At 33.1% G+C, this 22563-nt stretch carries 20 protein-coding genes and 1 pseudogene; 6 read left to right on the top strand and 15 right to left on the bottom strand.

The features are described from left to right. Positions 1–107 precede the first annotated feature (107 nt). Positions 108–1625, top strand: a complete 1518-nt coding sequence (locus tag X928_RS09340; protein ID WP_103079494.1) for a gluconokinase — start codon at positions 108–110, stop codon at positions 1623–1625. Next, a complete protein-coding gene (locus tag X928_RS09335; RefSeq protein ID WP_103079493.1) occupies positions 1616–2038 on the top strand; it encodes a GNAT family N-acetyltransferase in 423 nt (140 codons plus the stop codon). Before X928_RS09340 ends, X928_RS09335 begins: the two co-directional genes overlap by 10 nt. A gap of 1 nt (position 2039) precedes the next feature. Here the strand turns inward: X928_RS09335 and X928_RS09330 are convergent, their stop codons facing one another. Beyond that, entirely contained in the window at positions 2040–3224 is a 1185-nt protein-coding gene (locus X928_RS09330) for an MFS transporter (RefSeq protein ID WP_103079492.1), read from the bottom strand. 398 nt (positions 3225–3622) lie between these two features. Between X928_RS09330 and X928_RS09320 the strand changes: the two genes are divergently transcribed. After that, complete coding sequence (locus X928_RS09320) at positions 3623–3985, top strand: ArsR/SmtB family transcription factor (RefSeq protein ID WP_103079490.1); 363 nt, start codon at positions 3623–3625, stop codon at positions 3983–3985. A 134-nt stretch (positions 3986–4119) separates the two neighbouring features. Then, positions 4120–5169, top strand: coding sequence for an ACR3 family arsenite efflux transporter (gene arsB / locus X928_RS09315; protein WP_103079489.1), 1050 nt, complete (start codon positions 4120–4122; stop codon positions 5167–5169). Between the two features lie 75 nt (positions 5170–5244). Here arsB and X928_RS10390 read toward each other — a convergent pair. The 14 genes and pseudogenes from X928_RS10390 to X928_RS09245 all read right to left on the bottom strand — a co-directional run. Continuing rightward, a pseudogene (locus X928_RS10390) lies at positions 5245–5352 on the bottom strand (GDSL family lipase); the annotation flags it as partial. Between the two features lie 105 nt (positions 5353–5457). Then, the gene (locus tag X928_RS09305; protein WP_103079488.1) at positions 5458–5658 is read right to left on the bottom strand and encodes a DUF6440 family protein; all 201 of its coding nucleotides are present in this window, start codon (positions 5656–5658) and stop codon (positions 5458–5460) included. Positions 5659–5781: 123 nt separating this feature from the next. Next, positions 5782–6216 (bottom strand): MOSC domain-containing protein, encoded by a 435-nt coding sequence (locus X928_RS09300; protein WP_012208262.1) that lies wholly within the window; start codon positions 6214–6216, stop codon positions 5782–5784. 184 nt (positions 6217–6400) lie between these two features. Continuing rightward, complete coding sequence (gene rlmD / locus X928_RS09295) at positions 6401–7561, bottom strand: 23S rRNA (uracil(1939)-C(5))-methyltransferase RlmD (RefSeq protein WP_103079487.1); 1161 nt, start codon at positions 7559–7561, stop codon at positions 6401–6403. 110 nt (positions 7562–7671) lie between these two features. Continuing rightward, the gene (locus tag X928_RS09290; protein WP_103079486.1) at positions 7672–8922 is read right to left on the bottom strand and encodes a hypothetical protein; all 1251 of its coding nucleotides are present in this window, start codon (positions 8920–8922) and stop codon (positions 7672–7674) included. 88 nt (positions 8923–9010) lie between these two features. Then, the gene (locus X928_RS09285; protein ID WP_103079485.1) at positions 9011–12178 is read right to left on the bottom strand and encodes a hypothetical protein; all 3168 of its coding nucleotides are present in this window, start codon (positions 12176–12178) and stop codon (positions 9011–9013) included. Positions 12179–12215: 37 nt separating this feature from the next. Then, a complete protein-coding gene (locus X928_RS09280; protein WP_103079484.1) occupies positions 12216–15029 on the bottom strand; it encodes a hypothetical protein in 2814 nt (937 codons plus the stop codon). 38 nt (positions 15030–15067) lie between these two features. Continuing rightward, positions 15068–16858 carry a tetratricopeptide repeat protein gene (locus X928_RS09275; protein WP_103079483.1) on the bottom strand — a complete coding sequence of 597 codons (1791 nt, stop codon included), beginning with the start codon at positions 16856–16858 and terminating at the stop codon, positions 15068–15070. 31 nt (positions 16859–16889) lie between these two features. Beyond that, positions 16890–17276, bottom strand: a complete 387-nt coding sequence (locus X928_RS09270) for a VanZ family protein (RefSeq protein WP_103079482.1) — start codon at positions 17274–17276, stop codon at positions 16890–16892. Positions 17277–17362: 86 nt separating this feature from the next. Continuing rightward, positions 17363–17719, bottom strand: coding sequence for a hypothetical protein (locus tag X928_RS09265; protein WP_103079481.1), 357 nt, complete (start codon positions 17717–17719; stop codon positions 17363–17365). A gap of 24 nt (positions 17720–17743) precedes the next feature. After that, entirely contained in the window at positions 17744–18871 is a 1128-nt protein-coding gene (tgt, locus tag X928_RS09260; protein WP_103079480.1) for a tRNA guanosine(34) transglycosylase Tgt, read from the bottom strand. Then, a complete protein-coding gene (locus X928_RS09255) occupies positions 18871–19452 on the bottom strand; it encodes a cyclodeaminase/cyclohydrolase family protein (protein ID WP_103079479.1) in 582 nt (193 codons plus the stop codon). Before X928_RS09255 ends, tgt begins: the two co-directional genes overlap by 1 nt. Before the next feature lie 222 nt (positions 19453–19674). Continuing rightward, positions 19675–20748 carry a M24 family metallopeptidase gene (locus tag X928_RS09250; protein ID WP_103079478.1) on the bottom strand — a complete coding sequence of 358 codons (1074 nt, stop codon included), beginning with the start codon at positions 20746–20748 and terminating at the stop codon, positions 19675–19677. Between the two features lie 118 nt (positions 20749–20866). After that, complete coding sequence (locus tag X928_RS09245; protein ID WP_103079477.1) at positions 20867–21517, bottom strand: peroxiredoxin; 651 nt, start codon at positions 21515–21517, stop codon at positions 20867–20869. A gap of 258 nt (positions 21518–21775) precedes the next feature. On the opposite strand from X928_RS09245, the gene X928_RS09240 reads away from it, so the two are divergent. Both X928_RS09240 and X928_RS09235 read left to right on the top strand, forming a co-directional pair. Then, the gene (locus X928_RS09240) at positions 21776–22045 is read left to right on the top strand and encodes a flagellar biosynthesis anti-sigma factor FlgM (protein WP_103079476.1); all 270 of its coding nucleotides are present in this window, start codon (positions 21776–21778) and stop codon (positions 22043–22045) included. Between the two features lie 5 nt (positions 22046–22050). Further along, a complete protein-coding gene (locus tag X928_RS09235; RefSeq protein WP_103079475.1) occupies positions 22051–22557 on the top strand; it encodes a hypothetical protein in 507 nt (168 codons plus the stop codon). Positions 22558–22563: the final 6 nt, after the last annotated feature.

Genomic DNA, 22563 nt, shown 5'->3' with positions numbered 1-22563 from the left:
GGCGAAGGGGCGCTAAAACTGATTAAATGTAACTTACAACAATAGAAATCCTTCAAAAATTTGTGGATTCTAAAGAAAAAATTAAACAACAAAAGGGGTTTTCGGGTATGAAATATGTTTTAGTCCTCGATGTAGGAACGACAAACATGAAAGTAGCAATTGTAAACGAAAAAGGTGACATCATCTCTCAAGAAGTCAAAAAGATAAATTTAATTCAATCCGCGGAAGGGGCAGCAGAACACGATCCTCAAGAATTGTGGGCAAACTTTTTGGATATCTCAAAGAAGATAATCACAAACTTCGAAGGTGATATTTCATTATTAATTTTTTCTGGGTACCAATTCGGTTTTCTACCGATAGATAAAAAAGGAAATTCTTTGATGAATATGGTAACACTCTTAGACACAAGATCACAGAATATAATGAACGAAGTTAAAGAAAGATTTTCCTTTGAAGAAATATACCAAAAGACTGGTTGCCCACCTGCTTTTAATTATACAATAGCCAGAATATTATGGTTGAAAAAAGAAAAACCAGAAATTTTTGCCAAAACCTATAAGTTTCTGGATATCAAAAGTTTCTTTACATTCAAATTAACAGGTAAGTGTTACACGGAACCAAGTTTAGCCTCTGTTACGCAACTTTTGGATATAAAAACGCAAAAATGGGATGAAGAACTAATAAAAAGGTTAGGGATTGAAAAGGATCAATTGCCAGATCTTGTGCCTGGGAACGTAATAGTGGATACGGTAAAAAAAGAAATTGCAAAAGAAATGGGCCTTGAAAAAGTAGTCCCTATAATGTTAGGAGTCTATGATGGTGGCGCGATGATTTTAGGAATGGGGGGTTATAAAAAAAGCGCTGTATGTAATTTAGGTACCACTGCAATGTTTAGAAGCGCATATAATGAACCATTACTTGATAAAACAGGGCAGTTCAGGCTACAAACCTATGCTCTATTACCTGGTATGTGGGCTATAGGAGGAGCGGTGAACAACGCAGGTGTAGTTTTGGAATGGTTTAGAAATAATATATCTAACGGTATGAGTTATGATCAAATAAACGAAGAGGCTTCGAAAGTTAAAGCGGGTTCCGAAGGTCTTATTTGCTTTCCATTTCTAACAGGAGAAAGAGACCCAAGAATAGGCAGCTTATCTACAGGGAGTTTTTTTGGATTGAAAACTTTTCACAACTTAAGTCACATGGCAAGATCTATATATGAAGGTGTAGGTTATGGGTTGAATATGATAAAAACAGCTTTAGAAGAAAACGACGTCAATTTAAAAAGATTAACAGTAGGGGGCTCGGGGAGCAAAAGCGATGTCTGGGTTCAAATTTTAGCTAATATATTCAACATTCCTGTAACCAAATCAAAGACCGAAAATGCAACATTGATAGGTGAATCTATGGTAGCTTTTTCACAATTGGGAGTTTACAAGGATATTGAGCAAGCTGGGGAAGTTATGATAAAGTTGGGAAAGAGCTTTGAACCCCAAACTTCTTCAGTTAAAACATATGAAGTTTATTACAATTTTTTTGTAAAAATGATCCAAAACTATCGGGATATGTATACCTTACATACCCAATTGATCAATTCTTTAGGTGAGGAAGAAAAATGGCAATAAAATTCAGAGAAGCAAAAATAGAAGATTATGAGCAGATGTATAGATTATGGGAAACAACAGAAGGCATGGGTTTAAGCAAATCTGATACAAAAGAAAATATTGAAAGATTTTTGAATAAAAACCCTGGTTTAAATTATGTATGTGAAGATGACGGAAAAATTATTGGTACAATCCTGTGTGGCGAAGATGGAAGAAGAGGATATCTCTACCATCTTGCGGTTGACAAGAAGTATAGAAGAAATGGGATAGGGGAAAAATTGGTAAACTTGGTTTTAAATAGTTTAAAAGAAAAAGGTATCATAAAATGTCATTTATTTGTTTATTATGAGAACGAAATTGGTAAAACATTTTGGGAAAAAACAGGGTGGTACAAACGTGATGAGTTACTTATTTACTCAAAAGATATTAAATAAATCAGGGGTTACTATTGATCACGGGTTTTCTCAAAAATAAACCGTTTGCCTTTTCCGCCATGAGTATCATAAGAAAGGCTAATATAATCAAATATATAGGATATAACCTTATATCGAAATGTTCTTGCAAAAATCCGAACAAGGGTGGCATAAGAGTTGTTCCAAGATATGCAGAAGCCATTTGTACTCCTATAATGGAATGTGAAACATTTTTACCAAAATTAGTTGGTGTTGAATGTATCAAACTTGGATATATCGGTGCACAACCTAAACCTATGAGAATAAGGCCTATAAATACCGTATAATTGCTAAAAGGAAGAATCAATAGTAACAATCCTAAAATGATGATCCCTTGCCCCAAACGTACCATATTTTTATTATTCATTTTGAATGTTATAAATCCAGATATAAACCTTCCTATTGTAATTCCGAAATAAAATGAAGCAGCCCATTTGGCTGCTATTTCAGCAGCTATACCTCTATTTAGAACTAAATAGCTTGCCGCCCACAAACCAGTGGTTGCCTCTAAAGCACAATAGGAGAAAAAAGCGATCATAATAGACATTGCCCCAGGTAAGGCAATAACCTCTTTTAAAGAATAATTTTTGTATCCTTCTTCTTTGGTTTTGTTATCTGTTTTTTTCTCTTTCCATAGCGGCAAAGTAAGAAAAAGTACAGAGGTTAAAGCGATCTGAATTAACGAAATAGTAAAATATCCTGAATTCCATTTAAAACCGTTAGTCAACAATATCCCCATAATATATGGGCCAAGTGTGGCTCCAACTCCCCAAAAGCAATGTAACCAGTTCATATGTCTAGCTTTGTAATGCAGGGCGACAAAGTTGTTAAGTGCTGCATCAACACTTCCTGCACCTAAACCGTAAGGTATCCCCCACAGACACAAATGCCAAAAAGAAGTTGATATAGAAAAACCAAACAACGCTATAGCAGTCATTCCAACGCTTATGGAGGTCAATTTCCCAGTACCAAGTTTATGAATAAACTTACCGCTGAACAAAGTTGAAAAAATAGTTCCTCCTGAGATGATCATGGCTATAATTCCTGCATACGATACTGGCACGTTTAATGTTTCATACATGCTTGGCCAGGCTGACCCTAAAAGAGCATCTGGCAATCCAAGACTGATGAATGAAATATAGATAATCACTAGTAAGATAGAATACATATTAAAATCTCTCCGTTGATTTAAAATTTAAATAAATTCGAATGATAGTATAGGTATTTTTGGTGATTGATTAGATTTACAGATTTAATCCAAAATTTTGAAAATGCTTTTTGCTAAAACGTATTCCATAGAAACACAAAAATGAATATACATCCCCAGGCATATCCTGCGATTTCTCTTACTATTAGCATACCATAAATAATGATAATTACAGTTAACAATTGGCCCTTATGTGTGACAATTGGTATCCAAATCATTTTTAGTAGCTTATGTCTTTTGGACCAGTAAGTATCCATAGATCTTTGCTTTGTCCGAAAACTTTTTCAAACACATTGACAAAATTTGATATGATGTATATAATAGTATCATATCAAATAATTTTGATATGAGGTGATATCTTGGCAACTGTTTATGAGGAACAGGCAAAGGTATTTAAAGCGTTTTGCGATGAAACACGTCTGCGAATACTCCAGCTACTTCGCACCGGTGAAAAGTGTGCATGTGTTTTGCAAGAACAGCTGAACTTGGGGCAGTCGGGACTTTCCTACCACATGAAAATTCTGGTTGAATCAGGCGTTGTGGAGAGCAGGAAGGAAGGGAAATGGACGTACTACACAATTAGTGAAAAAGGTAGTGCTTATGCGGCTACTTTGCTTAAAAGGCTGACAACTCCTAAAGCGATTGCTAAAGAAAGCAATTGCTGCAAAAACAAGCCATCTAATAAGAATTTTAAAACGGAAAAACACATCAAAATTATTTGATATTGACGTTATTTTATTGAAAGTGGCGCAGGCACAGTTTGGATGGAGAAGTTATCTCTTATACCAAGATCTTAGAAGTCGAAGAGGTCCTATAGATTTTGCAAAAAATCCAATAGAATTTGAAGGGTGGTTATATGAAAAAAAGCGAAAATACAGGGATCAGTTTTTTTGAAAAATATCTCACGGTGTGGGTTATCTTGTGCATGATTGCAGGTGTACTGATTGGTAGATTCCTCCCTGGAATTCCTGCGTTTCTAGGACGCTTCGAGTATGCCAATGTATCCATTCCGATTGCCATACTCATCTGGCTCATGATCTATCCCATGATGCTGAAGGTCGATTTTCAAAGCATTAAAAACGTGGGCAAAAATCCAAAAGGGCTGTTTGTAACATGGGTGACGAACTGGCTCATCAAGCCTTTCACGATGTTCGGAATTGCCTGGTTGTTTTTCTTTGTGATTTTCAAAGCACTTATCCCCGCAGAGCTCGCTAAGGAGTATCTAGCAGGAGCCATACTTTTGGGAGCTGCTCCATGTACTGCAATGGTGTTCGTATGGAGTTATCTGACAAATGGAAATGCAGCATATACTGTTGTGCAGGTTGCAACTAATGATTTGATTATCCTTGTTGCTTTCACTCCGATCGTAGCATTTCTGCTTGGTGTAGGAGGCATATCTATACCATGGGACACCTTGATTCTGTCGGTAATTTTGTTCGTTGTCATCCCCCTTGTAGGCGGAGTAATAACTAGGAACTATATTATCCGCAAGCATGGTCTGGAATATCTTCAGAACCACTTTATTCCGAAATTTGGAAATGTTACAACCATTGGACTTCTTTTGACATTAGTCATCATTTTTTCATTCCAAGGCGATGTTATTCTTGCTAACCCTCTACACATAGTTTTGATTGCAATACCCCTGATCATACAGACATTCCTTGTTTTTTTCATCGCTTATTTTTCAAGTAAGAAATTAAAACTGCCGCATGATATTGCTGCACCAGCCAGTATGATCGGGGCATCAAATTTCTTTGAACTTGCTGTCGCTGTCGCGATCTCTCTTTTTGGTACACAAAGTCCTGCCGCCCTTGCTACAATAGTTGGTGTTCTAACTGAGGTGCCAGTTATGTTGATGCTCGTAAAGATTGCAAATAATACAAAAAAATGGTTCAAGCATGCGTAAATTAAAGAAAGATAATCTATAGCAGTTTGCATAAAATGCGCAATCTGGGGTAATTCCTTGGATTTTAATGTCATTTTATAACGCTTCCACAGTCCCAAGCCAAGATTGCGTTATAAGCGCATGCCCTGCAGGCGATGGATGTACGCCATCGGGCAACCAAAAGGCGGGATCCCTTTGTTTAGAGAAATTTACAGTCCTTCTATTCCTCAAGCCTTGACACCAATGCCACGGACTTGACTCGAAGTTTCGGCGCCAGAAGTAGGAGCAGACAGACTGCCTCTATATGCGTCATTGCTTTATTCCTAACTTGTCAACAATTACTTTACCATCTGAATCTAATAACGGTGTAATACCCTTTGGCCCAATACCAGTATTCATTAAATAATTAACTCCAGTTCGAGTATCAACAACGATATAAATAGCACCTAATCCTAATGATTGTTCTTCTTTAATGACAAACCTTTCCTCTTTCTTCTGTTTTTTAAACATATAAAAATCTCCCTCGAATAATATTTATGGATGTGAAACTTAAAAATGGTACTAAAAATCTGCCAGGAGTATTGATTAAATTCATTTTAATAGGAAAACCGCCATAATAAAAAAGACCTTGAATTATTCCAGGACCTCTATCTCATCTCCAGGATGTATATATCCGCCCTTTATTACCTTTGTGAACACTCCTTCCATGGGCATAGCGCACCTACCCACTTGTTCAAAGATTGCACATTTTGTATGACATTTTTTGCCAATCTGACTGATTTCCATTACTGTCTCGCCTATCTTGAGCCTTGTCCCTACGGGATATTTATATAAATCTATACCCTCTGTCGTGAGGTTCTCTGCAAATTTTCCCGCACTAAGGCCCTCGATGCCCAATGCAGCAATCTTATCGATACTTTCCTGGCCTAATAGGCTCACTTGTCTGTGCCATTCTCCAGCATGGGCATCCCCCATCAGACCGTGGTTTTCCTTGAAATACCCCAAAGGTATCGGCTCCTTTATCACTCCCTTTTTCTGGCTTATATTAACTGCCGTAACCCTTGCCATATCCTATTCCTCCTCGTATAATATGTATGGATAAGAAACTTAAAATAGGTGGAAAAAGGTGGTTCTCAGTTTTTTGGCTTTACAAAGACTTACACGCCATGGGTTCCATGTATAGCTTATTATTGTAAGGTAAGAAAGCAGCTTGGAATTAAGTGAAATTTGACTATAGAGCTGTATTAGATAGTTAATCCACCCTGGTCATCAATACTATTGACTCAACGTGGTCAGTGTGAGGAAACATATCTACCAAATGAAAATCTGAGATTGTGTAGAGATCAGATAATTCTTTTAAATTGGGTATTAGAGTTTTAGGGTTACATGAGATATAGATAATTTTATTAAATTGCTGAGTTTTTATGAATTTTATAAGATTTGGATGTAATCCAGCTCTTGGTGGGTCCACCACAATATAATCAGGTTTTTCGGTGCCGCTTTGTCGTTTAACAAAATCTTTTACATCCTCATTTACGAATTCTACGTTGTTGATATTATTTAATATAGCGTTTTGCTTAGCTGCCTCTACTGCTTCTTTTACAATTTCTATTCCATAGACTTTTTTCGCCTTATTTGCAAGTAATAAGGATATTGTGCCCGTTCCAGAATAAAAGTCATATACAACATCTGAATTTTCTGCATAAGATAACGCAGTTTGGTATAAAACTTCTGCTCCTTTTGTGTTTGTTTGAAAGAAAGAGAATGGACCTATTTTGAAAGTTAAATCAAAAATTTTTTCGTAAAAATAGTCTGTGCCGTATAATATTTCCATTTCATCTGCTTTGACAACGTTGGCTTTAGATTTAGTCTTACTTTGAATTATGGAGACGATATTTCCTTTTAAGTTAGTATTCAACATTTCTTCTTTCCATGTTTCTACTTCTTGATAGTATGTATTATCTAAGGAAGTCACCAAGTTTAAAAGTATTTCCCCCGTTTTTAATCCTTTTCTGATTCCCAAATTTCTAAGAAAGCCAGAGTGGTTTTTGTAATTTCTAAAAGGTATGTTTTTGTTTAAGAAAAATTCTCTTGTTTGCCTAACGATATTATTGAAATCATCATCTACTAGTTTACAATCTTTTGTGTAATAGACATCGAACTTCTTACCTTTTCCTCTTAACCCCAAAACGAGAGGACCATCTTTGTGTTCGTTACCAAAAGAGTATTCCATTTTGTTTCTGTATTCATATATATCCACAGAAAACGTAATACCGTGATAATTATTAGGCTTTATTTGGTATTGGTCAAACAACGAAAGAACGCCGTTCTCTTTTATTTTTAGTTGTTCGTCGTAACTTATATTTAATTTACTACATCCACCACATTTTTCAAAGACTGAACATATCTGCATTTTATAGCTCCTTTTTCGATAATCAAAAAAAACCCCCGAACAATTCAATTTTAACACTTTTCGGGGGTAAATGGTTATTTTTTTACTTTAACCTTATTTAAAGAAGAGGGCTAATAACTAATTATACTTTCTTCCATGCCAGCCATTTGGTCTAAATATTTTGTTAAATCATCTTCGTTTCCTGAAACCGCTTCAAAGTGATGGTATGAATCAACTTCTTGGCTATCAGGATACCATAAATCGTTCCACCCTTCTAAATCTGATAAATCTGGTATTTCATACTCATATGAATCTGCACTTCCCAACCAACCAGAGGATAATACTATCATCCAATTGATAGTCCACTCAGTATTTTCTAAATAGGTATCATAAAATCTCAATTCGTGATCGTCGATTTCGGGATCATACTGATTCCATGTGAATGTATTATCTAGAAACGTAGGTGTCGCCCAGTTAGTAGAAGGTAGCGTATTCAAAGTTTCAATATCAGACGGATAGTCTGTAAATTTTGTAAATAATCTATCAACTGAGTTTTCTGAATCGTCATGTTTTAAAATTAAAGTATATAAGTCATCTGAGCTTGCAAGAGATTGAGGGATTTTTAGGTAAGAACCATCTGTGAACGAAGGGAATGCATCGGTTGTTCCGCCCACTAACAATTCACCCCATGCATAGGCATCTTCTATGGTGGTTGTAACAATGTATGTTGTTAAGTCTGCAAAGTCAGACCATGAAATATCTTTGTTTTCGGTACCAGCTGCTATCGATCTATCTCTTTCTATATATATTTTTGAAAAATCTTCCCCTTGTTCTCCTGCTAAAATTACCAAATCATAGGTGCCAGGAATCGCTTCTAGTGGGCATATTAAATCATTCTCCTTATCAAACCAGGGGAATCCATGACCAATACCGTAAAAGATGTTAGCCCTTTTCCCTATAAACTCACTTCCAAAATTCAAATTTAATGTAGAATCAAAAGTATCTGGCCAATACCCAAAGGTTATTGGTACTTCTTTTCCTTCGGTGGTGTTGAGATTCATTATTTGAATGTCATAGTTAAACGTCTCATTCCCAAAGTACTGCTGTTTGTTGACAGCATAGATGCTAAAATTTCCATCAGTTGATTCAGGGGTAAAAGTGTACACGCCGTTAGTTGAACTTAATTTTTTCCAGGTTCCATCTTTCCCATCTTGATAAGCTAAAAACTCCACGCTTTCTCGAACAGTGCCAATAAAAGTGTTTATAACTACTTGATTTGTTATATCTTCTCCGTTGCCATCTCCATCGATTGGTAAAGTTGCGCAACTTACGAAGAGCAAACCGATTGCCAAGATTAGAAAAAACATACTTAATTTTCTCATTTAAAATCCTCTCCTTTTATAAAAAGTTGTTTAATAGATTTTAGTAAAGAGATCTAAAAAAAATCTAAAACAACTTTTTTGGAGAGGTTTAATAAATTTGGAACTCTTTGACGAAGTAACTTATTTCTTTTGAATTAAAAGCTGTTCCTATCTCTTTTTTGTACAACTCGTTGATATATTTGTAATAATCCAAAGCCTTTTTTCTTTCACCTTTTTTTAGTAGAAGATTGATATACTCAATGTTCATTTCGTCGGCGAAAGGTTCGATCCGTAAGTATTCGTCTAAATAATTTTCTGCCATTTCAATGTCTTTTTCCTTTTCTAATGAATACAAAATAGTTAATATTGACAGATAAGATTTTTCAGCATCTTCTATCTTTGGGATTGCCCAGTCGTCGTAAATATTGGAAGGTAAAAGTCCATAGGAATAGAGTTTTTTAGCCTTTAAATAATGTTCTTTAGCTTTTAAGTATTGTTTGTTTTTTAACAATTTATTTCCTTCTTCAAAATGAAGGATAAAATCCTCGTAATCCAAGTAATAAACCTTGTTTACATTGAATTTGTAATTTTTATTTTTTTGAGAAATGTATTCCTCAACCAAACCAAACTCTTGAAATCTCTTTCGTATGTCGTGGATCGCCACATATAAGCTTTGACGGCTTTTTTCAAAAGGTAAATTTGGCCAGAAATTTTCAATTATGACATCTTGAATAATCCATTGATCATAATTCAAGGTTAAAAATTTAAAAAGTTCTAACGCTTTTTGATTTCTCACCTTTCTCATAGTCAAAACCTTATCACCACATACCAATCTAAATTCACCAAAGAGATAGATTTTAGGGTATAAAGCTTTTTTTGATTCAAGATAAGAGATTTCTTGTGCGTCTTCGAATCTCAATTTAAATGAAGTATCTAAGGAAGGACTTTTAACACCTGAATTAACTTCTATGAGATCTTCAATTGAGCTCGTTATTTCGGGATATTTTTGTAGAATAAACTGGTAATTGTTGTCTGATAATAACTCGTTAAATGTTTTTAAATCATCCTTATAAGAAGGTAAATTGAATGATTTACTTAAAAATAATTTTAAGAGTAACGCCTGAGTTAGTATTAATTTTGCTTCCCCTTCTTTGGCTATCTGAATGATTTTTCCAATGTGTGACAGTGCTTTTTCGAATTGTTTTAAATGTATCAATAATCGAACTTTTTGTAGTTCAAAGTTCAATATTTGATATTTGTTGAAAATAGTTTTGCCAATTTTTATTGCCTTTTCAACTGTTGAAAAAGATTCTTTAAGTTCACCTTTTTTTAAAAGATACTGAGATTGGACGAAGTAATAATTTGCTTGAAGAAATTTTGATCTTGAATAATAATTTTCAGCTTCCATTAAACTTTTTTGAGCAGATTTTAATTCATTTCTTGCTATTTCTAGCTTGGCTTGCAAGATTTTTAAGACGGGAATGTAAGCAATGTTTTTAGTTTCCAAGTAGATGTCTTCATAGGCTTTGAGATGCTCTTTAGCTTTGTCATATTTTTGTGTTTCAATATAAAAATCGGTAAGATTAGCACTTAAAAGTGCTTTTCCATATAGGTCTTTTAAGTCCTCAAAGCTTTTTAAGGATTTAACGAAGTATTTTTCCGCACTTTCTAGATTTCCTTCGATTAGAAAAATATTGTAAGCAAGGTTGTTAAGAAGCCACGGCTTCATTTCTGTATAATTGAATCGTTCACATAATTCCATAGCCTTGTTTAAATACATTTTACCTTCATCTAATTTTGAAAGATTAGAATAACTTGTTCCCAATAAATTGTACAAGGACGTTAAGCTCTGGTAGTTTTCATTTGGTATACTTTTTAGCAATTCATTTCCCAATTCGACGACCTTTTCATATTTTTCCTGATGCCAGTAGATTCCTATTATTTGTGTGTCTATATTCTCAAGAATACTTTTATCGGAAATTTTATCCATATTATCTTTTACCATCCTATAATCTGCAAGAGCTTCATCAAACATAGAATATTTCTCTTCTATAACACCACGGTAATAGTATAATTCAATGTTATTGGTGAAAAAAGAGGTAGGTATTGAATCTAACCATTTTTTGATGATTGAAAAATCTTTTATCAATAGCTCAGAATGATTGAGAAAGAAATCATAGGCTTTTTCTAAATCTTTCATATTCAGTAAGCAATGAAATTGTCCATAGTAATCGTGCTCTTTTTGATATATGCTAAAAAGTGTCTGGTATATCTCGTTTTTTTCTCTTTCTCCAACCCCTTTGGAGATCGTTCGACGGAATATTTCGTTCATATAGTAATAATGCGGATCCTTTTTTTCTAACATGTTTAAATCGTACAACTTTTCAAAAGACTCGTGAACTTTTTCATCGCTTTTGATGTTAAAATATGCTTTACAAATCTTTGGCTCTATTTCATTCATTAGACTAAAAACTTTCAAATACTCTCTTAAATCTTCTGATAAGACTTCAGTTAATAAGTTTATATATTCATCTATTTTTTTTGCTGAATCTATAAGCTCATCATATTTTTTTAGGTCTGTTGTCTCCATGTATGTGGTTAAAATGTTAATAAAAGTGGGTATCCCATCCGTCAATTGGTATAACTCTAACAAGTTTTCTTCTGTTAAGTTAATTTTTTTTGTGCTAATATAATTTTTAAGTTCATCAAAAGAAAATTTCAGTTCCTTTTCTTGAATAGTGTAAACATTATTGGCCATAGCAAATTTTGTTAAAGGGATCGGAAACTCTTGATTAGTAGTAAAAAGAAAATGGAAGTTTTGGGGTATGAAGTTTAATAACAATTTGAGAAGATTTTCGTTTTTGCCTTCAAACATAACATTTTCGAAGGAATCAACAAATATAAATATTTCTTCCTTATAACTTGAAAAAGCATTTAATAGTTCAACAACCTTCTCTTCTTCCGTAAAAAAAGAAATAGTATTTTTTGAATCATCGTCAAATATTTTCAGATTTAACGTTTTGGATAAAGTATAGATTAGATGATTGAGAAAGATGTCAAAATCAAAGTAATCCTGTGGGCAACTAATCCATACTTTCGATTCATTCAATTTATCAAAATACATACTAAACATAATGCTCTTACCGTATCCTGAAGGAGCTTTTATTAGAATGTAATTTTTACTTTTATTATTGATCATAGAATTAAGTAACTTTTCTCTATATTGATGATATGGTTTTATTAAGAGAGGCTTAAACACCGGGTCTAATATTTTCATATTAATCAGCACCTTTGAATATTCAAAAAGGGAAAAATTATAATATATCTGTTATTAAGACGATATTATTTACCCCATTGATGGTAGTATTTCCAAAGATATAGACAGAATTTTGATTTTCAGGCTTTGATATACTGATTATTTCAAAATCAGAATCAAGAGTGTACGTGTTTAACTTTTCGATTTTTTCTTCTTCCAAATTTACCTCGTAGATGATTCCGACTTTTTTCCCATTTTCTACACTATAACCATATGCTATATATTTTTCATCTATTGTTGTAAAGCCTAAAAATTTATTCGATCCTTCTAATGAAAATTCAAAAGAATCTCCAAATCCATTTAATTCATCTACTTCTAAAATTTCGTAACTCATAGGTGTTGAAGTAGTTTCGAATAATACGTAGTATTTTTTGCCATCTTTGATAACCCCTATGGGGATGTTGTCGTTAGAATCACCGTACACATTTGACCATTTCCTATTTCCATAGTAGTCAATTTTTAAAACGTATATATCAAAACCACCTGCACCAAAAGATCTTGTGGCTCCAAAGACCATGAAACCTTGATCTTGAGAGTTTTTTATATCTAAAGCAATCTCTACATCGTTGCCACCGAAGTTATTAGACCAGATTCTAGTTCCGTCGTTTAAATACTTTGAAACGAATATATCTGATAATTTTTTGTTGATGAATAAATTTCCTGTTACTGCGTAACTATTTTCGTCGATGTTTGTAATACTTATACCGCTGTCTCTACCAATATCCCCGTAATCTATCTGGTAATTAACGCTGCCGTCTTCGCTTATAGAAACAATGTAGGCGTTACCGTTTAAGCCGTAAGAGAGGGTATCGCCAATGTAGATTATGTTTTTAGAGTTATCGGTAGAGTCTTTGGTGATAATAGAATCTCTAAAAAAGTCTGTATTTTTTGCATATAACGACTTTTCATTTAAAATATTTCCATATGGATCTATTTTCCATGTTTTTGCATCCCAATTGTCATTTTTGCCTTCATAACCATATAGATAAAAGTTTTTTCCGTCGTACAAACTTCCATAGATGTATTCATCGAAACCTTTAGAGAATATTTTAGTTAGTTCTGTCGCTTCAGCCGTTGATGGAGTAGGTTCAACGGTTATAGTTACAGGAGTAGAAGGGGCCGTAATAGCTTCTTCTGTAGCCTCTGGTATTGTAATTTGAGTAGGTTCAGGCGTTGTCTCCGTTGCCTGAGGCGTTGATGGAGTAGGTTCAACGGTTATAGTTACAGGAGTAGAAGGGACTGTAAAAGGTTCTTCTGTAGGTTCTGGTATTGTGATTTGAGTAGGTTCAAGTGTTATCTCCGTTGCCTGGGGCGTTGATGGAGTGGGTTCAACGGTTATAGTTACAGGAGTAGAAGGGACCGTAATAGCTTCTTCTGCTGGCTCTGGCATTGTGATTTGAGTAGGTTCGGGCGTTATTTCAGTTGCCTGGGGTGTAATTGGCGTAGCTTGGATGGTTACTGTTGATGGAGGTGTCACTATTTCTTCCATCGTTTGAGTTAAAGGCATTTTTTCCTTAATGGATCGGGTGAAATAATATTGAGAATCGAAATTATCATAAAATATTAAAAATCGAGTTAGAAAGTCTTTTACCCCTACCAATAGACCTTTGTCGTGTACTAAGGGTTTGCCGATTATTTGGAATTTATTTATTGTGGAATAATTCCAAACTAAATTTCCTTCCAAATCGAGGGATTTAATACTTTCTCCTACCAATATGAATCGATCTTTGTTAACAGGAACAAAATAATTGAAATTTACTTCATATGTGAAAGTTCTGATCAGATTTAATTCAGAATCATAAAAGTTAAGATTTTTTGAACCGGATAATAGAACTATTTTGTCGTAATATGTATATATTTTTCTTTGATATCTTTCAGTTTCTATTTGAAAGTCAAGTTGTGATATCTTTTGCAGATTGGTGTCTAAGACTGTAATATTATTATTAGTCAATATGGGGAACAAAGTTATATTTTGAATTTCAAGATAATCGAAATCAAAAGTTTTGTCGTTAAAATCAAAACTTTCAATGGTCTCAAAATTACTATTCATCTTTATAAATTTATCCTTAGTTAAAAGGTAGATATATCCTTCTTTTACTAAAGCTTTTTGAATGTTGTTGAAATCGATTTGTTTTTGTATCTGAAAAACGCCGCTTATCGAAAAGATTTCATCTTCACTGTAAAAGATATTTTCTCCTGCTAACCCTTTAATCTTGACATTTAATTGTGCCTTTTTTTCTAAAGAATAGTCGAAGACATAAGTTCCGCTCTGGGTTACTAGAAAAACAGCTTTACTTGTCAAGAACCCATTTTCAATATTTTGTCCAAAATCAACCGTTTTAATCACAACTTTATTTGCATTCATTAAGACAACCTTGTTTTTCGATATGCCAAGAAAGTTATCATCTAAAGGAAGAATTTTATCAAACTCTTCAAATATTATAATATATGCATCCCCAGCACGTAAACTTCTGGTGGTAAATTTAGCTGTTTTGCTGGAGTATACGTTTCCATCCTGATCAACTCCTTCTACTTTCCAGTAGTAAGTTGTTTCAGGCTTTAGGACGTCTCCTGTATAAAAATTTGAAAAAATATTTTCCAATTTCAAATCTTTTTCATCTATATTGGCATCTTCAGAGATGTAGATTCTATATCTGAGCTCTTTTTCTTCCGCATCTATGGTTTGCCATCTAAAAGAAGTTCTTATATCGACGTTTTGGGCATTTTCTTGTGGAGAAAGAATATTTATATTCAAAGCAAAAGAAAAAATGGAAAATAAAATCACAACAAGTATTAACAAATAATTTTTCATGGTAGCACCTCTAAAAATATTTATTTTTGGTAGGAATTTTACTGCAAAAAAGAGTTGGAAATCGAGTTAAGATTCTGTATGAATAAAGATAAAATTTTTGTGTTATGATCTTTAAATTTGACTGAAGTTATTTCTTCGGACGTAATTTGTATTCTAAACATAGACAAAAGAACCTTTAAAGCATCTTTAAAATTATTTATTTTAAACTCTACTATCGAGTCAAAATCCATCAAATGTTCTTCGAAATTAGCAAATATTTGAGCAAAAGTAAAAGACATGTCTTTGATTTCTTCTACATTTTCTTGAATAAAAGGTTCTAAAGATAAGGATTCTCCTAAGATTCTATCTTGGTAGAATCTTAAAAGTAATCTGCCGAAAGCTAGCCCATCTCCGTCTTTCCAAAGAAATTGCGATACAGTTGTTGCTACTCTTTCCGATAGACCGTAATTAAAGCCGGAAAGAAGCAAACCGTTCGTGAGTAATTCAACACCATCTGGATATAACTTTGGTTCTATTGAACTCTCTTTTAACCAGCTAATGAATGGACGTTCTACTTCTTTGGCTGTTAGATGCTCCGACAAAGAAAAAGGGTCGATATTACCAAATTCGTCTATACTTTCAAATATTGAATCGGAAATATTTTTATCTGTAAAATCTTCAAGTTTGGATACGTAAAAATCTAATCTATCTAATTTATCTATTAGTAGAGTAAAATTTGATACGGGTTCTTCTAACAATATCTTTTTCACTTTTTCTACTCTACCTTGAGATAATTCGAACAAAACTTTAAAATTAACAGCGGTTTCGTGAAAGTCAGGATTCAGATTTAAGATTTCAAAATATTTTTCCACTTGTTTTTCGTCTTCTATTATTACATAAAGTTTTAATAAAGTTAAAACAATAAGGTCTTTATTTTGTTCTGAAGCCAATTTTAAAGCTTTTTCCTCTGTTTCAATTGCTTGTAAGTATCTTCCCATGTTTTTATATTCCAACGCTAATTCGTGAAGTATATAATCTGTTTCATTCAAAGAGGCGGCTTTTTCTAAGGCTTTTATTGCCTCATTGTGGTTTCCTAACCTGGCCAATGAATGAGCATCGTTATAATAAATTTCATATTTATCGCTATCTATTTCTATGGCTTTTTGGTGGACTTTATGTGCATCTTTATAACGCTGAAGCATATTTAGAGCAACACCCAATCTTTCATAGGCAGGAACAAATTTTTTATCGATTTCTATGCATTTTTGTAGAAGTGGTATAGCTTCTTCGAATCTGCCATTTTCCATGTATACATCGGCCATCTTAAGAAAACCTAACGTAAAATCCTTTTCAAGTTCGACAGATTTAGAGTAGTATTCTATTGCCTCGTCGTAGATCTTTCTTTCATACATAAGATTGCCAAGTTCATAATAACCATATGCAAAATTTGGTTTTTCTTTTATTGATTGTTTTAAATGTAATTCTGCGAGTTCAAAATTTCCTAATTTCTTGTAGTATAATCCAGTATAAAAATGCAATCTATAATCAGGATAAATTTTACCTGCTTTGTCTAAAAATTCCTTTGCCTTTTCAAAATCCGTGTTGTTGAGGTATTTTTTAAAAGCTTCGTAATAATAATAAACCAGGTAAGATAGGTAATATCGGTTGTTTTGATCTATATCCATTTGAGCTTCTAAGCCTCTAATAATTACGTCCAACGGTATTTTATTGGTTTTTCTTGCCTTTTGAAAATCATCCGCTAAAATAGGTAATTTTACAGGAAGATTATTCAACTTTGCATAATTGGGATCAATATTCAGGTAAACGATAGCATATTTTACCTCTTTCAAAAGAAACACACCTCTTTATACTTCTTTATCACTAATTGAAAACCTTATATTTGAAAGTAAAAAAAAGAGAACCACTCGCTGCTCCTAAATAACTTGCAACCATGTCTAAATGGCTATATGTATGATAAATACTGAATTTTTGAAAATATTCTGTTAATAAAGGAACTAAAAGGAAAAAAATCAAAAAAAGTATAAAATAAATTCTTTTACTATTTTTAAAAAAAGCCATAAAGAAAAAATCGGCACCTAAAAAATACGAGATAAAATGAACTATTTTGTCTTCTCCTTTGAAACTACTATAATTAATTATAGGTTTGGAGATCGATAGATATATAATAAAAGCTATATATAAAAAGAACAAAACTTTCCAAAACACATCTTTTATTTTTTTTATATCTTTATATTTTTTATCAGCCATTTTATTACCTTTCTCTAATTTTATTTATATACATATAAACCTGGGTAGGCTGCCCCAGGTTTGACAAATTATGGTTAGCTCTATTTTTATTCCATTCTAAATGTTTCAGTTCTATCATGATCTTCAATTATATGTTTATATCTGTCATAGGCAGCTTTAGCCATTTTTTCTAAAATACTTGGAAGATCACTGTCAGTCCAATCTTCATCTAAAAAATTTATCAGTTCTTTTTTTAATTTAAAATAAGGCTCTTTATCAGGATCGAATTCTATATAACTTTCTATAAGTTTTCTATCCACTTTATCTTCTCGGTAAATGTTTTCTATTAACTTACTTACACTTCTTGAAAAGAGATCAGGGATCTCTTGAAATTTTTTAGTGAGGTCTAATTTGTTTTGATATAATGGTTTAATTTCATTGTAGTACTTTATAAACGATTTCACGGGGGATCCCTCCTTTTTATTGTTTTAATTGGTTAAAGAATATGTGGAACTGTTAAAAAACTCTTCTTTAAGAAATTTAAAATCGTCATTTTCTATAGCTTCTCTCATTTTCTCTACCAGAGATATATTGAATCGCAAATTGTGAATGCTTAAAAGGATTTTCCCGAGTACCTCATCTTTTTTAAAAAGATGGTGTATGTAACCACGTGAATGATTTTTACATGTATAACAATCGCATTCTTCATCAATAGGTTTTTGATCAAATTTAACCTGTGAGGATTTTAAATTTAATTTTCCTTTCCAAGTTAATGCTGTTCCGTGCCTTCCCATTCTCGTTGGTAAAACGCAATCAAACATATCCATACCGTTTTCCACAGATAGGAACATCATTGTGGGGGAACCTATTCCCATTATGTATCTCGGTTTATTTTCAGGTAATTTATTGCCAAAAGCTTTTAAAATCTTTTCAGAATCTTGGTATTTTTCTCCTACGGCTAATCCACCCAACGCATAACCATCAAAATCTAAAGAGGTTATCTGAGACAAACTGAGATTTCTTAAATCTTCAAAGAGCCCTCCTTGAACTATGCCGAATAATGCCTGTCCGTTGTTATTATGATATCGTTTGGATCTTAAAGCCCAATTAAAAGTTTTTTGCACACTATCTTTTACAGCATCGTACCCAGATAAGGAGTTTATGCATACATCTAAAACCATTGCAATATCTGATCCAATTACTTTTTGTATATCCAAAGATTTCTCCGGAGTTAACTCTATTTGAGAACCATCCAGTGGAGATTTGAAAATTACTTTTTCATCAGATAATCTAGTGTTTGGTAAGGAAAATACCTGAAACCCTCCGCTGTCCGTCAAAATCGGCTTCTCCCAGTTCATGAAGTTATGAAGCCCTTGAAAATGCTCAAGAACCTCTAATCCCGGTTTTAAATAAAGATGAAAAGCATTAGCTAATATTATTTCAGTATTGATATCATTTAATAACGAGTTAGTAAGAGTTTTTACAGTTGCATTCGTACCCACAGGCATAAAAACCGGTGTTTCAACGATGCCGTGTTTTGTGATAATTCGTCCCCGTCTAGCCCCGGTGTATTTATCAATATGAATTATTTCAAATTTTATAGGTGAATCATCCATTAATTTTTTATTTCCTCCTTCAACTCTTTTAACAAGGAATCTGCTTCATTTTTGAACTCTATTGTATCATTTAAAAGGTTTTCTTTTTCTTCTGTCTTGTTTATTTTTTCTAAATTTGCTTCAACAGAAATAATGGCTGAATTTAATGCAGCCCAAGCTAAATAACAAGTGATTTTTGCTTCTGGTTTTAATACGGGGTTGCCATATTTGTATATGGTAAAACAATTTTTTAGGATACTATAACATGTTTTGGCTATGTTGAAAGAAAATACAGCGGCAGCTGTTAAAGATTTATCCTTATCTTCTCCTTCTTTGATATTCTCGATTCTTTCAACATATTTAGAAGATTCTTCAGCGTATTCCATAAGTTTTTCTTTGATATCTATAAGATTTTCTAAAGCTACTTCTAGGGTATTTTCATAATCCTTGTCGTTTCCATTAGATATCGTATAATTTGCCACCATATAACCTAGTGCAGACGCTAAAGCCCCTACTAAAGCAGTAACGGTTCCCCCAGCGGGAGCTGGATCTGTGGATGAAATTTCATTTAAAATTTCTTTGAAACTCATATTTTTATACATTCATCCACCTCCTCTCTGGAAATAATTGAAGTATCTGTACTTTTATTATACCATACTTTTAGGGTTAATAAGTGTGAAAGAAAATTAAAATGAATTCAGCGAAGACCTTTATTCCCCATCTGGGTGAGGTGTGAAGCGAAGCAGAATGTTCTAACTAAATTGGTGCAAGAAGGCTCTCATTTCAATAAGTAGTGGGGAGTTGATCGAAAGCATAGGAAGTGATTAAATTACCAAATAGTCTTTTGGATACTTGTTTAATACTTCACAACCATTATCAGTCACCAAAACCAGGTCTTCTATTCTTACCCCGCCGACACCAGGTAAATAAATTCCCGGTTCTATTGAAAAGATCATGCCAGATGTTAGAATTTCTTCGCTATTTGAAGATATATAAGGTTTTTCATGAATCTCTATCCCTACACCATGACCTGTTCGATGAGTAAAGTACTTTCCATAGCCTTTGCTTTCTATATAATTACGCGCGGTAGCATCAATTTCACAAGCCTTAAGACCAGGTTTAGCTTTTTCAATAGCTTTTAAGTTGGCTTCTAATACGATTTGATAGATGTTTTTCATGTTTTCAATAGACTTGCCAAAAAAGACTGTTCTAGTCATATCTGAACAATAAAAATTTTTTATGCAACCCATGTCTATCAATACGGCATCCCCATCTTTTAACTTTGTATTGGTAGGCATATGATGAGGGTTAGAAGTATTCTGACCGTATCCTACTATAGGTTCAAAAGAAACACCATCGGCTCCTTCTCTTTCGAAGATATTTTTGATGGCTTTGGCTAAGTATTTTTCTGGAAGCATCTCTGATACTAGGTCTATAATCTTTTCCATAGCTGTGTCATTTAATAAAGAGGAAGACTTCATTAACGCTATTTCATCAGCATCTTTTACCATCCTTAATTCACTAATTATTGGAGAGAGCGGTTTTAAAGATAAATCTTTAGTAATTTCCATTAAACCTAAAAGAAAACCTGCTTCCCAACTTCCATCTATGCCAAGGGATTTATCTTTTTCAATAATAGAAGATAACATCTTAATGGGATCTTCAGAATCAGAATATTTGATCAAATTTTCTTCTTCAACGGTATTTACCGGGAACAATTCGTTAACTAGCAATTTAACTTCGCCAGAAGTATTTACGAATAATACCAACAACCTTTCTCCAGGTTCAAACCACTCATTCAAAAAATAGTAAAGAGAAGCTGGTGAGGATATTATTGCTTGATAAATATTATTTTTTGCCATTTTATTGAGAAGTTTTTCTATCCTATCTTTACGCAATGTTCAATGCGCCTCCCATGAATAGTGTCTAATTTCATCCAATTTATATTACAATTATATCATAAAAAAGTAGGAAGTAGATAATAACTTCTCTACTTCCTACTTGCTGGGGTTAATATTATTCTTTAACTTCCTTAACCTTTAACCACCAATCGTATCCTTCTTCGTCTGATGTTTTCCTCTTCATTGCTTCGGAATAAGTTGATGCTGGGGGAATTATTACTTTACTTCCAAATATTGAATTGTCAGGCCAATTGGCTGGGGTTACTACCTTGTTTTTGTCTGACAATTGTAAAGCTCTTACCGCTCTGTATATTTCATCGATGTATCTTCCTACTTCAGAAGGATAGTACATGATCAGTCTAATGGTTCCTTCAGGATCTAAAATGAAAACTGCCCTAACAGTTGCCGAACCTTTTTCCGGGTCTACCATTCCCAATCTTGAGGCTACTCTTCCCATTGTATCAGCTATTATTGGGAAAGTAATTTCCACACCAAGGTTATCTTTGATCCACTCCATCCATTTGATATGTGAATGAACGGCATCAACAGAAAGTCCTAAAAGTTCTGTGTTTATCTTTTTGAAATCTTCATGCTTTTTTGCAAATTCAACAAATTCTGTTGTACAAACGGGTGTAAAATCCCCTGGGTGGCTGAAAAGCACCAACCATTTTCCTTTGTAATCTTTTGGTAGTTCTTTTGCACCGTCCGTTGTTAATACTTTCATTTCAGGAAACTTTTCTCCAATTAAAGGAATTCTTCCTTCCATATTTACCTACCTCCTATTTGCTAATTTTTTATTTTTGAAATATCTATTTTTTAGGTGTGTCTAAAAAATTATATACCTAAAAAATAGGAAAGTCAAGTAAAAAATTGAATAAAATTTTTAATTTTATATTCCTTTATTATTACTAAAAGGATACAAAATGCAATGGAAAATATAGTTCTCCGATAAATTTCTAATGATATAATAATTGTGGACGATAATAAATATGAAGTTCAAATTGTCGAAAGGAGGGACTAAATTATGGATATCAATAATATCAATCCTGCTGATGGTAATAATTTAGATAAAATAAATCAAGAAAAGCTTGATAAGGATTTTTTTAAGAAACAGGTAAAATCAAAAAACCTAGAAAGTGCAAATAGGATTACAGGAGAATCGAAGAAGTATATAGAAATATCAAATAAGATACCAGAAATTCGACAAGAGCTTGTATCGAAACTGAAGGAATCTATTGAAAATGGTTCTTATAATGTCAATGTAGATCAAATTGTAAATAAAATGTTTGAATAAAGTGGGTGACCAGCATTAATAATAATAATAATAATTTAGAAGCGATAAAAAAAGTATTAAAGGAAGAGAACATTAGTTTAATAGAATTAAAAAAATCTTTTTATAACCTTAGGGAAAGCTTGGTAAAAAAAGCAACTGTCGAAGAGATTAATTCAACCCTTTTGACGATTGAAAAAATAACAAGCAATTTTAAGAAATTAGAGGGTTCAAGATCTCGGTTAATATCCACGCTATGTTTAGAAAAAAATATAGAAAACAAATTAGAATCGATTATTAATTATTTTTCAAAGAATGATTATGAAATTGCTCTTCTTTTTTCAGAGCTTGTTAAGAATTTAAAGGAGTTAGTGGGTGAAATCGATCTTTTAAGTAATATTATTTCATTTCAATCTAATCTAAACAATTTTATTTATCAAATTTTGAACCCTGAATCGATTACGAACAGCAAAACTTACTCTCAGAAGGGTAGTAGTATGAAAAAAGACTTGACTTCAAGAAGTTGGAGGGGTTAGCGTGTG

Origin of the sequence: Petrotoga miotherma DSM 10691 (assembly GCF_002895605.1) — a bacterium.
In the GTDB taxonomy this organism is placed as follows: Bacteria; Thermotogota; Thermotogae; order Petrotogales; family Petrotogaceae; genus Petrotoga; species Petrotoga miotherma.
This window is presented reverse-complemented; position numbering and strand designations above follow the sequence as displayed.

What these genes read in the sequence shown, in the direction of transcription:
- X928_RS09290 (WP_103079486.1), bottom strand. Translation starts at nt 8,922, where the DNA reads ATGAGAAAATTAAGTATGTTTTTTCTAATCTTGGCAATCGGTTTGCTC.
- X928_RS09285 (WP_103079485.1), bottom strand. Translation starts at nt 12,178, where the DNA reads ATGAAAATATTAGACCCGGTGTTTAAGCCTCTCTTAATAAAACCATAT.
- X928_RS09280 (WP_103079484.1), bottom strand. Translation starts at nt 15,029, where the DNA reads ATGAAAAATTATTTGTTAATACTTGTTGTGATTTTATTTTCCATTTTT.
- arsB (WP_103079489.1), top strand. Translation starts at nt 4,120, where the DNA reads ATGAAAAAAAGCGAAAATACAGGGATCAGTTTTTTTGAAAAATATCTC.
- rlmD (WP_103079487.1), bottom strand. Translation starts at nt 7,561, where the DNA reads ATGCAGATATGTTCAGTCTTTGAAAAATGTGGTGGATGTAGTAAATTA.
- tgt (WP_103079480.1), bottom strand. Translation starts at nt 18,871, where the DNA reads ATGGATGATTCACCTATAAAATTTGAAATAATTCATATTGATAAATAC.
- X928_RS09340 (WP_103079494.1), top strand. Translation starts at nt 108, where the DNA reads ATGAAATATGTTTTAGTCCTCGATGTAGGAACGACAAACATGAAAGTA.
- X928_RS09270 (WP_103079482.1), bottom strand. Translation starts at nt 17,276, where the DNA reads ATGGCTGATAAAAAATATAAAGATATAAAAAAAATAAAAGATGTGTTT.
- X928_RS09305 (WP_103079488.1), bottom strand. Translation starts at nt 5,658, where the DNA reads ATGTTTAAAAAACAGAAGAAAGAGGAAAGGTTTGTCATTAAAGAAGAA.
- X928_RS09330 (WP_103079492.1), bottom strand. Translation starts at nt 3,224, where the DNA reads ATGTATTCTATCTTACTAGTGATTATCTATATTTCATTCATCAGTCTT.
- X928_RS09255 (WP_103079479.1), bottom strand. Translation starts at nt 19,452, where the DNA reads ATGTATAAAAATATGAGTTTCAAAGAAATTTTAAATGAAATTTCATCC.
- X928_RS09335 (WP_103079493.1), top strand. Translation starts at nt 1,616, where the DNA reads ATGGCAATAAAATTCAGAGAAGCAAAAATAGAAGATTATGAGCAGATG.
- X928_RS09240 (WP_103079476.1), top strand. Translation starts at nt 21,776, where the DNA reads ATGGATATCAATAATATCAATCCTGCTGATGGTAATAATTTAGATAAA.
- X928_RS09300 (WP_012208262.1), bottom strand. Translation starts at nt 6,216, where the DNA reads ATGGCAAGGGTTACGGCAGTTAATATAAGCCAGAAAAAGGGAGTGATA.
- X928_RS09245 (WP_103079477.1), bottom strand. Translation starts at nt 21,517, where the DNA reads ATGGAAGGAAGAATTCCTTTAATTGGAGAAAAGTTTCCTGAAATGAAA.